The organism is Mycobacterium sp. NGS68, from assembly GCF_059812195.1.
In genome coordinates this window covers 34,546-47,568 of record NZ_JCALCE010000033.1, presented here as the reverse complement: position 1 = coordinate 47,568, position 13,023 = coordinate 34,546, and the positions used below count along the sequence as shown (strand labels likewise).

At 65.2% G+C, this 13,023-nt stretch carries 12 protein-coding genes; 6 read left to right on the top strand and 6 right to left on the bottom strand.

The window, feature by feature from the left end; genetic code table 11:
* Genes AC5Y5V_RS25845 through ltp2 form a run of 5 tightly spaced genes read left to right on the top strand, consistent with a single transcriptional unit; the run spans position 1 to position 4,751 of the window.
* A complete protein-coding gene (locus AC5Y5V_RS25845) occupies positions 1-1,065 on the top strand; it encodes an acyl-CoA dehydrogenase family protein (RefSeq protein WP_499940805.1) in 1,065 nt (354 codons plus the stop codon).
* Positions 1,065-2,228, top strand: coding sequence for an acyl-CoA dehydrogenase FadE29 (gene fadE29 / locus AC5Y5V_RS25840; protein WP_499940804.1), 1,164 nt, complete (start codon positions 1,065-1,067; stop codon positions 2,226-2,228). The genes AC5Y5V_RS25845 and fadE29 overlap by 1 nt, the downstream gene beginning before the upstream one ends.
* Positions 2,225-3,184 carry a bifunctional MaoC family dehydratase N-terminal/OB-fold nucleic acid binding domain-containing protein gene (locus AC5Y5V_RS25835; protein ID WP_499940803.1) on the top strand — a complete coding sequence of 320 codons (960 nt, stop codon included), beginning with the start codon at positions 2,225-2,227 and terminating at the stop codon, positions 3,182-3,184. The genes fadE29 and AC5Y5V_RS25835 overlap by 4 nt, the downstream gene beginning before the upstream one ends.
* Positions 3,181-3,582: a MaoC family dehydratase gene (locus AC5Y5V_RS25830; RefSeq protein WP_499940802.1), complete on the top strand. Its 402-nt coding sequence runs from the start codon at positions 3,181-3,183 to the stop codon at positions 3,580-3,582. The genes AC5Y5V_RS25835 and AC5Y5V_RS25830 overlap by 4 nt, the downstream gene beginning before the upstream one ends.
* Positions 3,582-4,751, top strand: a complete 1,170-nt coding sequence (ltp2, locus tag AC5Y5V_RS25825; protein WP_499940801.1) for a 17-hydroxy-3-oxo-4-pregnene-20-carboxyl-CoA lyase — start codon at positions 3,582-3,584, stop codon at positions 4,749-4,751. The genes AC5Y5V_RS25830 and ltp2 overlap by 1 nt, the downstream gene beginning before the upstream one ends.
* Here the strand turns inward: ltp2 and AC5Y5V_RS25820 are convergent.
* The 6 genes from AC5Y5V_RS25820 to kstD form a co-directional block, all read right to left on the bottom strand.
* Complete coding sequence (locus tag AC5Y5V_RS25820; protein WP_499940800.1) at positions 4,726-5,556, bottom strand: TetR/AcrR family transcriptional regulator; 831 nt, start codon at positions 5,554-5,556, stop codon at positions 4,726-4,728. The genes ltp2 and AC5Y5V_RS25820 overlap by 26 nt on opposite strands.
* A 12-nt stretch (positions 5,557-5,568) precedes the next feature.
* On the bottom strand, positions 5,569-6,024 hold the full coding sequence (locus AC5Y5V_RS25815; RefSeq protein ID WP_499940799.1) for a hypothetical protein: 456 nt from the start codon (positions 6,022-6,024) through the stop codon (positions 5,569-5,571).
* 40 nt (positions 6,025-6,064) lie between these two features.
* Complete coding sequence (locus tag AC5Y5V_RS25810; RefSeq protein ID WP_499940798.1) at positions 6,065-8,995, bottom strand: MMPL/RND family transporter; 2,931 nt, start codon at positions 8,993-8,995, stop codon at positions 6,065-6,067.
* Entirely contained in the window at positions 8,992-9,438 is a 447-nt protein-coding gene (locus AC5Y5V_RS25805) for an MmpS family transport accessory protein (protein ID WP_499940797.1), read from the bottom strand. Before AC5Y5V_RS25805 ends, AC5Y5V_RS25810 begins: the two co-directional genes overlap by 4 nt.
* A gap of 165 nt (positions 9,439-9,603) precedes the next feature.
* Complete coding sequence (gene chsH3, locus AC5Y5V_RS25800) at positions 9,604-10,464, bottom strand: enoyl-CoA hydratase ChsH3 (protein ID WP_499940796.1); 861 nt, start codon at positions 10,462-10,464, stop codon at positions 9,604-9,606.
* A 1-nt stretch (position 10,465) separates the two neighbouring features.
* Positions 10,466-12,160, bottom strand: coding sequence for a 3-oxosteroid 1-dehydrogenase (kstD, locus tag AC5Y5V_RS25795; protein ID WP_499940795.1), 1,695 nt, complete (start codon positions 12,158-12,160; stop codon positions 10,466-10,468).
* A gap of 72 nt (positions 12,161-12,232) precedes the next feature.
* Here kstD and AC5Y5V_RS25790 point away from each other — a divergent pair, with 72 nt between their 5' ends.
* Positions 12,233-13,018, top strand: a complete 786-nt coding sequence (locus tag AC5Y5V_RS25790) for a 2-keto-4-pentenoate hydratase (protein WP_499940794.1) — start codon at positions 12,233-12,235, stop codon at positions 13,016-13,018.
* Positions 13,019-13,023 lie beyond the last annotated feature (5 nt).

The window sequence follows — 13,023 nt, the reverse complement described above, 5'->3', positions numbered from 1 at the left end:
ATGGATTTCGAACTCTCAGAGGAGCAACGGGCCGTCGCCGACGTCGTCACCTCGGTCCTGGGTAAGGAGCTGAGCTGGCGGGCCCTGATCGACGGCGGTGTGGCGGCACTGGCCGTGCCGGAACGCCTCGGTGGCGACGGGGTGGGCCTGTCCGAGGTCGGCACGGTGCTGACCGAGGTGGGGCGCCACGGCGCGATCACGCCGGCCCTGACCACCCTCGGCTTCGGCGTGGTACCGCTGCTGGACCTGGCATCGGACGAGCAACAGGATCGCTTCCTGGCTGGTGTCGCGAAAGGCGGCGTGCTGACCGCGGCGCTCAACGAGCCGGGTCGGGCCCTGCCGGACAAGCCGTCGGTGGCGTTGGACGAAGGCCGACTCTCGGGCGTCAAAGTCGGTGTCGGATATGCGGATTCCGCTGACTGGATTTTGGTGACGACCGACAGTGCGGTCGTGATGGTGTCGCCAAAGGCCGACGGCGTGCGGGTGGTTCGGACGCCGACGTCGAACGGTTCCGACGAGTACACGGTGACGTTCGCCGACGTCACCGTCTCCGACTCTGACGTGCTGGCCGGAGCGTCTGCGGTGCGAGTGAATCAGCTGGCGCTGGCCATGATCGGTGCCTACACCGACGGGCTGGTGGCCGGGGCGCTGCGACTGACGGCGGACTACGTGGCCGGGCGCAAGCAGTTCGGCAAGCCCTTATCGACGTTCCAGACGGTGGCCGCGCAACTGGCCGAGGTCTACATCGCTTCGCGCACCATCGATTTGGCGGCGAAGGCGGTGATCTGGGAGCTGGCCGAAGGCCGGGACGCGACCACCGACCTCGATGTTCTCGGGTACTGGGTGACGTCGCAGGCGCCGCCGGTGATGCAGATCTGCCACCACCTGCACGGCGGTATGGGCATGGACATCACCTATCCGATGCACCGGTACTACTCGACGATCAAGGACCTGGCCCGGCTGTTGGGTGGGTCTTCGCACCGTCTCGACCTTGTGGCGACCGCAAGCGCGGCGAAGCCGGGCGCAGCGGGTCGCCACCAAGACAGCCTCGTAGGAGCGCCGTAATGTTCATCGACTTGACGCCGGAGCAGCGCCAGCTGCAGGCGGAGTTACGGGAATACTTCGCCAAACTGATTTCGTCCGACGAGGCGAAGGCGATGGAGTCCGACCGGCACAACGAGGCCTACCGCGCGGTGATCCGCAGGATGGGCCAGGACGGCAAGCTGGGTGTCGGCTGGCCAAAGGAGTTTGGCGGGTTGGGCTTTGGCTCCATCGAACAGTCCATATTCGTCAACGAGGCGCATCGCGCCGATGTGCCGTTGCCGGCGGTGACGCTGCAGACCGTCGGTCCGACCCTGCAGCAGTTCGGCAGCGAGCTGCAGAAAAAGAAGTTCCTGCCGGCGATCCTGGCGGGCGAGGTGCACTTCGCGATCGGCTACACCGAACCGGAGGCGGGCACTGACCTGGCCTCGCTGCGGACCACCGCGGTACGGCAGGGCGACGAGTACATCGTCAACGGCCAGAAGATCTTCACCACCGGTGCCCACGATGCCGACTACATCTGGCTGGCCTGCCGTACCGACCCCGAAGCCGTGAAACACAAGGGCATTTCGATTCTGATCGTCGACACCAAGGACCCCGGCTACTCGTGGACGCCGATCATCCTGTCCGACGGCGCCCACCACACCAACGCCACCTACTACAACGACGTCCGCGTGCCTGCCGACATGCTGGTCGGCGAGGAGAACGGTGGCTGGCGGTTGATCACGACGCAGCTCAACAACGAGCGGGTGATGCTCGGTCCCGCCGGCCGCACCGCCGGAATCTACGACCGGTTGCACGACTGGGCCTCCAAGCCGGGCAGCGACGGCGTCACCCCGATCGATCACCGGGACGTCAAGCGGGCGCTGGGCGAGATCTACTCGATGTGGCGCATCAACGAACTGCTGAACTGGCAGGTCGCCGCCGCCGGTGAGGACATCAACGTGGCCGATGCCGCGTCGACGAAAGTCTTTGGCACCGAGCGTATTCAGTACATCGGCCGACTCGCCGAGGAGATCGTCGGTAGGTACGGCAACCCGGCCGACGCGGACACCGCGGAGCTGTTGGAGTGGCTGGACTCGCAGACCAAACGCAACCTCGTGATCACCTTCGGCGGGGGAGTCAACGAGGTCATGCGGGAGATGATCGCCGCGTCGGGGCTCAAGGTGCCGAGGGTGCCTCGATGACCGACGCGGACGCTATCCGACAGGCCGTCGCGGAGATCACGGCCACCGTCGTCGCCAAGCCGCGCGACGCCCGGGATCCGGTGAACCAGCCGACGATCAGAAACTGGGTGGAAGCCCTGGGCGACGCCAACCCGATCTACATCGACGAGGCCGCGGCCAAGGCGGCCGGTCACCCCGGAATCGTCGCGCCGCCGGCCATGATCCAGGTGTGGACGATGTTCGGGCTGGGCGGGGAGCGTCCGGACGACGACCCCATGGGACCGATCATGCAGCTGTTCGACGACGCCGGTTACATCGGGGTGGTCGCGACCAATTGCGAGCAGACCTACCACCGTTACCTGCAGCCCGGCGAGCAGGTCACCGTCGCCTCGGAGATGCGCGACGTGGTCGGCCCGAAGCAGACCGGGCTTGGGGAGGGCTGGTTCATCAACCAGCACATCACCTGGCGGGTCGGCGACGAAGAGGTCGCCGAGATGGCGTGGCGCATCCTGAAATTCAAGCCACGCGAGGCCGACGGCGCCGGGTCGGTCCCGGACGACCTGGACGCCGACGCCCTGATGCGGCCGGCGGTGTCGCGTGACACCGCCTTCTTTTGGGAGGGCATCCGGGCACACGAGTTGCGCATCCAGCGGCTCGCCGACGGCAGCCTGCAGCATCCGCCGGTGCCGGCGCTGTGGCAGGACCCTGCCACGCCTATCGACTATGTGGTGGCCAGCGGGCGCGGCACGGTGTTCAGCTTCGTCGTGCATCACGCGCCGAAGGTCCCCGGCCGGACGCTGCCGTTCGTGATCGCGTTGGTCGAATTGGCCGAGGGCGTTCGCATGCTCGGCGAGCTACGCGGCTCTGACCACTCCGAAGTGAAGATCGGAATGCCGGTCCGCGCAACCTATATCGACTTTCCGGATGGTGCGACCGGCCCGGAGTGGAGCCTCTACGCATGGGAGCCTGACGCATGAGCGCGCCGGTGGTGGAAGTGGGTCTGCAGCTGCCTGAGCTGAAGCTACACGGCTCACCGACGTTCATCATCTCGACGGCACTGGCCACCAGAGACTTCCAGGATGTGCACCATGACCGGGATCTGGCGCAGGCCAAGGGATCCAAGGACATCTTCGTCAACATCCTCACCGACACCGGGCTGGTGCAGCGCTACGTCACCGACTGGGCGGGCCCCACGGCGTTGATCAAGTCGATCGGCCTGCGGCTCGGTGTGCCGTGGTACGCCTACGACACCGTCACCTTCTCCGGCGAGGTGACCGCGGTCGAGGACGGTCTGATCACGTTGAAGGTATTCGGCCGCAACAGCCTTGGTGATCACGTCATTGCGAACGTGACGCTCACGATCGGGGGTTCCTAGTGCTATCCGGCAAGGCTGCGATCGTCGGGATCGGCGCCACCGACTTCTCCAAGGACTCCGGGCGCAGCGAGCTGCGGCTCGCGGCCGAGGCGGTGCGGGATGCATTGGACGACGCCGGACTGAGCCCGTCCGACGTCGACGGGCTGACCACGTTCACGATGGACACCAACAACGAGACGGCGGTGGCGCGGGCCGTCGGCATCGGTGAGCTGAAGTTCTTCTCGCAGATCGGTTATGGCGGCGGTGCAGCGTGCGCGACCGTGCAGCAGGCGGCGATCGCCGTCGCGACCGGGGTGGCCGACATCGTAGTGGCCTACCGAGCGTTCAACGAGCGGTCCGGCATGCGATTCGGCCAGGTGCAAACCCGGTTGGCGGGAAGCGCCGGCGTGCAGGCGGATTCGACCGCGGCGGACAACTCCTTCTCGTATCCGCACGGGCTGTCGACGCCGGCGGCACAGGTAGCCATGATCGCGCAGCGGTACATGCACCTGTCCGGCGCGACGAGCCGCGATTTCGGTGCCATCTCGGTGGCCGACCGCAAGCACGCCGCGAAGAACCCGAAGGCCTACTTCTACGAGAAGCCGATCACCATTGAGGATCACCAGAATTCGCGATGGATCGCCGAGCCGTTGCGCCTGCTGGACTGCTGCCAGGAGACCGACGGCGCGGTCGCGATCGTGGTGACATCGGCCGAGCGCGCCCGCGACCTCAAGCAGCGTCCGGCCGTCATCGAGGCGGCGGCGCAGGGCTCCAGCCCCGACCAGTACACAATGGTCAGCTACTACCGGCCGGAACTGGGCCTGCCGGAGATGGGCCTGGTGGGCCGGCAGTTATGGCAGCAGTCCGGCCTGTCGCCCAGCGATATTCAGACCGCGGTGCTCTACGACCACTTCACGCCGTTCACCCTGATTCAGTTGGAGGAGTTGGGATTTTGCGGCAAGGGTGAGGCCAAGGACTTCATCGCCGACGGCGCCGTCGAGGTGGGCGGGCGGCTGCCGATCAACACCCACGGCGGCCAACTCGGCGAGGCATACATCCACGGGATGAACGGCATCGCCGAAGGCGTGCGGCAATTGCGTGGCACCTCGGTGAACCCGGTGCCCGATGTGGAGCACGTTTTGGTCACTGCAGGTACGGGTGTGCCTACATCTGGTCTGATCCTGGGCTAACCTCGGCGAGCGGCGTTGCCACAGCCCGAATGAAGTTGGCGGCGAAGGCCTCACAGACGTCGTCGACGTCTGGCAGGGCGAGCCCGGGAACATCGGGGAAGGCAGGGCGCATCAGCATATGGATCATGATCGGTCCCAGCAGATAGTGGGCCAGCACCATGACCGGTTGCTCGCGGATGCGTCCTGCTTGGATTTCGGCATCGAACCAAGCCCCGAGCGTGCCGAACATCCGCGGTACCGTGTAGCGGGCGAGTGACTGCACCGCAGTGCTGGTCGGTCGCGAGAACACCTCGGCGAAAACAGCTGGGGTGACCCGGGGTTCGCGGTTTAGCGCGTTGGCGACGGTGCGGTAGAAGCCGTGCACCACGGTGGAAAGATCGCCATGCGCCCGAGCCAGATACTCTTCGATGTCGCCGATCGGACTGAACTCGTCGAACACGGCGCGCATGAGTTCGTCGCGCCCCCCGAACGCGGCGTGCAGGCTGAACACCGAGCACTCTGCGCGCTCGGCGATTGCCTCGAGTGTGGCCGCTGTCAAACCGTTTTCACTGACCAGCGCTGCGGCTGCGGCGACCGCACGCACGCGAACCGGGGGGCGACCACCGGGATCGATCCCGGCGGCGCGAACAGCGGCATCCAGAGAGCTGCGTGATCCGCCAAGTCTGCGCAGCAACGTACTTCGGGAGATGTTGGCTTCGTCGGCGATGGCGCTGACAGGAACTTCGGCGATGTCGCGGCCCAAGGCTTCGGCGGCTCGTACCGCGGCCTCGATCAATTCCGGGGCGACCGGGGGATGAGTTATCACAGCGCAGTCCCGTCAGCGCTCGCTGTGCATGGAATCGATCGGGGCGCTCTTCAGCCGTTTGTTCAGTCGAGCGACTCGGCGCAGCTGGGCGAATATGTTGATGGAGCCCAGCACGGGGAGTCCCCCGATAAACGTTCGGAAGGAGGGGTTTCCGCCGTAGACGTGGAGCTCGTAGAGGCAGCCGACCACGTAGAAAAGTCCCGCAGAGCACAGGGTGGCGGGTATCGCATAGGCAAGCGGTGATCGGGCGTCGGCGACCAGTTCACTTGCGTAGTCGACCTCGTCCTGTGTCAGGGGTTCGCGATTGCGCAATTTGGCCAGGACCGCCTTATGGGCGCCGACTTTCTCGCCCATCGATGCGGGCGTTCGATTCTCTAACCTTCCGATATAGACGAATACGCATGCCGCGCAGATCACTGCCGATATCGCGGCAAGGATGGTGAGGTACCCCCAAAGTCCGGGATTCACGGTTGCTCCTTCGCTTTCGTCGAAATCGACTTGCGCCCTCTCAGTTACGCGGGCCGCTGGCGACCGGCGCCGTGCGTGCCTGGGATCCGGGTGCCACTGGGTCGTCGTCCTCCCACAGCAGCAGTTGGCGAACCGCTTGGCGTGACCCATAGGGCTGCAGCATTTGACTGGCGGGCCGCGGTCGGACTCTCAGCGGCCACCAGAACCATCGCCCGATCAGCGCCGCGATGGCTGGCGTCATGAACGACCGCACGATCAGCGTGTCGAACAGCAGGCCCAGGGCGATCGTGGTCCCGATCTGACCGAGGATCCGCAAGTCCGCGAACACAAATGAGGCCATGGTCGCCGCGAACACTAGACCGGCCGACGTCACCACCGCACCGGAGCCTGCCATCGACCGGATGATGCCGGTCTTCAGGCCGGCGCCGATCTCTTCCTTGAACCGCGAGATCAACAGCAGGTTGTAGTCCGAGCCCACCGCCAACAGCAGGATTACGGCCAGCGCCAACACGATCCAGTAGAGCTGGATGCCGAGGATATCCTGCCAGATCAGCACGGAGAGCCCGAACGATGCGCCCAGCGACAGCGCCACCGTGCCTACGATGACCAACGCCGCGACCACGCTCCGGGTGATGGCCATCATGACCAGCAGAATGAGGGTGAGCGCAGCGATTCCGGCGATCATGAGGTCGTATTTGGCACCATCCTGGATGTCCTTGTAGGTGGCCGCGGTGCCGGCAAGGTAGATCTTCGATCCGGCCAGGGGCGTGCCCTTGACGGCTTCCTGCGCCGCGTGCCTGATGGCGTTGATGTGCGAAATACCTTGGGGAGTCGCTGGATCACCGTCGTGGGTGATGATCATGCGGGCGGCCTTGCCGTCCGGCGACAGGAACAACTTCAGGCCCCGTAGGAATTCGGGGTTGGTGAACGCTTCCGGCGGCAGATAAAAAGAGTCGTCGGTTTTCGACGCGTCAAATGCCTGACCGAGGGCGGTCGCGTTCTTGAGTGCCTCTGCCGCTTGGTTGTTCAGGCCGGAGTTCGTGGCGTAATTCGTCAGTGTCAGATCACGGTTGGTTTCCTGGTTTGCGATCTGAGGCGGTATCAGCGCAAGCAGTTTCGGCTGCAGCGCGTCCAGCTTGGCAATGCTGCCCGAGACGCTGTTCAGTTCGTCGGTCAGCGCGTCGATGCCGTCGAGGGCGTCGAACAACGACCGCAACGTGGCGCAGATCGGTATGTCGAAACAGTGTTTCTCCCAATAGAAATAACTGCGGATCGGCCGGAAGAAGTCGTCGAAGTTGGCGATCTTGTCGCGCAGGTCTTTGGCGATGGCGACCGTCCGCTGGAATGCCTTCGCCTGCTCGTCCGTGACGGCGCTGGACTGCTGTTGCAGCGAATACTGCTGCCGCAGAATGTCTATCGAATTGTTGATCACGGCGACCTGCTTGAGCAGGTCGGCGCTTTGGGACTGCTGAAAGGGCAGATTGTTGATCTGAGACGCACTTCCCGCGCTGATCTGAAAAGGGATCGACGAGTGATCCAGTGGCGTGCCCAGCGGGCGGGTAATCGATTGCACTTCGGCGATGCCGTCGGTATGGAATATCGCCTTGGCAACACGCTCGAGCAGGATCATGCTGGTGGAGTTACGCAGATCGTGGTCGGCTTCGATCATCAACAGTTCGGGATTGAGTCGCGCCTGCGAAAAGTGGTGCTCAGCAGCCGCATAACCGACATTGGCCGGTGCACTGGCCGGCATGTAGGGGCGGGCGTCGTAGCTCGTCTTGTACCCCGGCAGGGCCAGAAGACCGATGAGGGCCACGGCGATGGTCACCAGCAAAATGGGACCGGGCCAGCGCACGATCGCCGTGCCGATACGCCGCCACCGCCGTGTACTGATCTGGCGGTTGGGTTCGAGCAGGCCGAAATGCCGACCGATGACCAGCATGGCGGGTGCCAGCGTCAGTGCCGCCACCACTGCGATGAGGACGCCCGATGCCGCGGGAATGCCGAGGCTCTGGAAATACGGCAGCCGCGTGAAGGTGAGGCAGAAGACTGCGCCGGCAATCGTCAGGCCCGAGCCGAGGATGATATGCGCGGTCCCGCGGTACATCGTCTCGAACGCCGATATGCGATCCTGCCCGGCGTAACGCGCCTCGTGAAAGCGGCCGAGAATGAAGATCGCGTAATCGGTGCCGGCGGCGATGACGAGAAGCGTCAGCAGATTGGTCGAGTACGTCGAGAGTTCGATGATGCCGGCGTTCGCGAGCACGGCGACGACTCCGCGGGAAGCGGTCAATTCGACCATGACGGTGAAGAGCACCAGGGCCGCGGTGCTGACGCGCCGGTAGATCCAAATCAGCATCATCAAGATCACCCCGATGGTGATCAGCGTGGTTTTGAGGGTGCCTTTACCGCCCACCTCGAACTGGTCGGTCACCAGCGGCGCGGGACCCGTGACATAGACCTTGACGCCCGTCGGCGGCGACGAGTTGTTGACGATGTTGCGCACCGAATCGACGGATTGGTTGGCCAACGACTCGCCCTGATTACCGGCGAGGTAGACCTGCACCAACGCCGCCTTGCCGTCGGAACTCTGAGAGCCGGCCGCCGTCAGCGGGTCCCCCCAGAAATTCTGAATGTGCTGGACATGCTTGGTGTCTTGGCTCAGCTTTTCGACCAAGCCGTCGTAGTAGTGGTGCGCGTCGGCGCCGAGCGGTCGATCCCCCTCCAGCACGATCATCGCCGCGCTGTCGGAATCAAATTCCTGGAATACCTTGCCGATCCGTTTGCTGGCCTGCAGCGACGGCGCATCGCGGGGACTCAGCGACACATTGTGCGCCTGGGCGACCTTTTCCAACTGCGGCACAAAGACGTTCGTGACTACCGCCAGGCCGAGCCAGAAGAACGCGATGAGCACGGAGAACCGGCGGATGAAATCCGGGACCGAGTGTCTCGAGACGCCGGGGATGCTCATCCGGACTTGTCCAGGCAGTAGGTGAAGGCGTGCAATTGGTTCACCGTTCTCTCGTCCTTGACCTCGTTGTCAATGTTGATCCGGCAGCCGATCCAGTCGCGGTTGCCCTGAGCGGACACGCTGACGAACACCGCCGGTTGGGTGGTGGTCGTGTCGTAGGCCCAGGGCAGGGAGACGGCATCGGCTCGCTGAGGTTGGGCGTTCACGTCCAGGTAAGTGATGGTTGCCAGCGTGTCCGGCGGGCCAAAGACCTCGATGACCACCCGCTTGGGGTTGAACGGAGCGGCGTCGCTACCGAGGCCGCGAGGTGTTGACGTGACATCTTGGGAGGCGAAGAGGCCGTGTAGGCGATACACCGCGAAGCCGGCCAGCGCCACGACTACCACGGCGACGATCAACATCCAGCGTCGGCTGAGTCGGCGTCCGACCGAAACTCGCTGCATCGGTGACCCATTCACCGGTTGGTCCCCGGGCAACGCGACCATTCATCACCTGGTGACACAGAGGCTAATGTAGACTGCATCGCAGATTCGAGCAAGACGTCAGCCCGGGATTATCGATCGTGCGGCTGGCCGCGCGCCGGCGACAGAAGGGGGCCGGGAAGGGTTCTAAGCCGGGACCAGCTCGACGGCACTCAGCACGACGGCGTTGTCACGCGACGGCGCGACAACGGTGGCGACGAAACGGCCGTCGTCCTTCCAGATGTTGACCTGCAGCGTCTCGCCGGGGAATGCGACGCCGGAGAAGCGGGCTCCATAGGCGGCCACCGCGGTGGCATCGCCGTCCAAGAGGACGTCGGTGATCGCCTTGCAGGTCATGCCGTAGCTGCACAGGCCGTGCAGGATGGGCCGCGGAAACCCGGCGGCAGAGGCGAACTGCGGGTCCGAGTGCAGCGGGTTGCGGTCGCCGCACAACCGGTACAGCAGCGCCTGCTGGGGCAGAATCGGCACGTCGACCTGTACGTCCGGGGCCCGGTCAGGCGCACCGTCCGACGAGGACGGCCCCCGATCGCCACCGAACCCGCCTTCTCCGCGCGCAAAGATCGACCGCTTCTGCGTCCACAGCAGCGTTCCGTCGGGGGTGGTCACCCGCGTCTCGCTCCAGATCACCGCGGCCTTGCCCTTGTCCCAAATATCGGTGAACCGGGTGACGGCCGTTGCCGAACCCGAAGGGGGTAGCGGCGCAGGCACTTCCACTCGCTCGGAAGCGTGCAGCACCTTGGCGAGCTCGATGTCGATGCCGGGGAACTGGACGGCCGGCGGTGTGGTCATGTGGAAGCTGGCCGCCACGTTGCCGAAGGTCGGCAGCACCTGCGGGGTGTCGTCGATCAGGTAGCGCAGTTCGCGAGGATCCATCGGGTCCGCCCCGGCACCCAGCGCCAGGTGGTAGAGCTGGATGTCGCTACTGGCCCAGGAGAATTCGATCGGTTCCAGCTCCGCGGCCAGCGCGACGTCGACGTCGATGGGCATGTCAGGCGTCTCCCGTTTCTGATCCCGCTATGTGCAGCGCGGCCAAGTAACCGAATGTCATCGCCGGACCGATGGTGCCGCCGGGGCCGGGATACGTGTGCCCCATCACGGGAGCGCTCACATTGCCTGCGGCATAGAGGCCTGCGATGACGCTGCCGTCGTCGCGCAGCGCACGGCCGTGGACGTCGGTGCTGATACCGCCCTTGGTGCCCAGATCCCCGGGCACCATCTTGGCGGCGTAGTACGGGGCGTGACTGATTTCACCCAGGTTGGGGTTCGGCTTGTTGGTCGGGTCGCCGTAGTACCTGTCATAGGCGCTCTCGCCGCGGTGGAAGTCGTCGTCGACACCTGAACGCGCAAAGCCGTTGAACCGCTGCACTGTCGCCATGAATTCGTCGACGGGAAGGCCCGCTTGCTGCGCCAACTCCTCCAGCGTGTCAGCCTTGATGATGACGCCGGACTCCATCCACTTGCGCGGAATGCGTTGCCCGGCTTGCAGTCCCGCGAAGATGTAACGGTCACGGTACTGCTGGTCGAACACCAGCCACGCGGGGATGTTCTCGGCGGGTCCGGCACCCTGGCCGTGCTCGCCGCCGTACATCTTGTGGCCGGCCTCGACGTACGGCAGCGACTCGTTCATGAACCGCTTACCGGACATGTTGACCATGATGGCGCCCGGCGAGTTGCGCTCGGACAGCGCGATCCACGGCGCACCGACCAGGGGCACCGTCGGGATCCACCACGCGTCCTCCATCAACTCCAAAGCGGCACCCAGCTTCTCGCCCGCGAGGATGCCGTCGCCGGTGTTCGCCTTCGCGCCGACGGTCCAGTCGACGGTGATCGGCGCGCGCTGGTACTTCACCCGCATCTGCTCGTTGTGGTCGAAACCCCCGGAGGCGAGGATCACTCCGCGTCGGGCCCGGATCAGCTGTGGCTCAGCCGATTCCGCCGCGGTGGTGTCCCGTGTGTAGACGCCCCTGACCACGCCGTCTTCGACATAGAGGTCGGTGAGGGCGGTGTTGAGCTGCACCGGAACGCCGGCCTGCTGCAGCCCGATCCGCAGCGGCGCGATCAGCGCGCGGCCCATGCCGACGAGGTTCTTGCCGGTCGCCTTCGCCCACATGGTGCGGCCGCCGACCTTCAGGCTGCGCAGAATCCCGCGGGGATGGCGCTTGAGCAGGTTCAGCCGGACGTAGTCCTGCTGCATCACCACCACATTGAGCGGAACTTTGCCGTAGGCGGGCTCGAGGCCGGCCTCGTCGGCGCCGAGCTTGCGGGCGTTGAACGGCTTCGGCTCGATCGATCGGCCGTCGGGCCGGCCGCCCGGCGCCTCGGGGTAGTAGTCGGAGTAGCGGGGCACCCAGCACATCTTCAGCGGCGCGTGCTTGAGTACGAACGACAGCATTTCGGGCCCGCGCTCGAGGTAGGTGTCGATGCGCTCAGGCGCAACGACATCGCCGATGATCCCGTGCAGGTAGGTGCGAGCCGCCTCGGGCGTGTCACGCACGCCGGCGCGCTTGAGAACCTCGTTGTTGGGAATCCAGACGCCGCCGCCCGAACGGGCGGTCGAGCCGCCGAAGTGTGCGGCCTTCTCGATGACTAAGGTCGAGAGGCCTCGGTGCGCGGCAGTAAGGGCAGCCACCATGCCGGCGCCGCCGCTTCCGACCACGACGACGTCGTACTCCTGTGCTGTCATGTAGAACACGTTATAGAATTGCTCGGGTCGAGCGCTACTGGCCCGGTCACACGGACGAAGGGACTTCGGTAAATGCTCAGTGTTGCGACCCGCGACGGGCTGGCCGCCGACCTGGCCGAGGCCGAGCGGAGCCGTGCGCCGATCTCCCCGCTGACGGCCGGTCATCCGGACATCGACGTCGTGGACGCCTACGAGATCCAGCTGATCAACATCCGGCAGCGAGTGGCTGAAGGGGCCCGCGTGGTGGGCCACAAGGTGGGCCTGTCGTCCAAGGTGATGCAGCAGATGATGGGCGTCGACGAGCCCGACTACGGGCACCTGCTCGACGAGATGCAGGTGTTCGAGGACGTTCCGGTGCAGGCCGGGAGATACCTGTTTCCGCGGGTGGAGGTCGAGGTCGGCTTCATCCTCTCCGACGACCTGCCGGGCGCGGATTGCACCGAGGAAAATGTGCTGGCCGCGACCGAGGCCCTGGTCCCGTCGATCGAGCTCATCGACACCCGGATCAAGGACTGGCAGATCAAGATCTGCGACACCATCGCCGACAACGCGTCCTCGGCGGGCTTCGTGCTGGGCAAGGCGCGGGTGGCGCCGGCCGATATCGACGTCAAGGCGATCGACGCGAAACTCACCCGCAATGGCGAGGTGGTCGCCGAGGGCCGCAGTGACGCGGTGCTGGGCAATCCGGTCACCGCGGTGGCGTGGTTGTCCCGCAAGGTGGAAAGTTTTGGTGTGCGGTTGAAAAAGGGTGACATCGTGTTACCCGGATCGTGCACTTTCGCGATCGACGCGCGTCCCGGGGACGAGTTCGTCGCGGACTTTGCGGGACTGGGTGCGGTCCAGCTGTCGTTTGAATAGGAGCG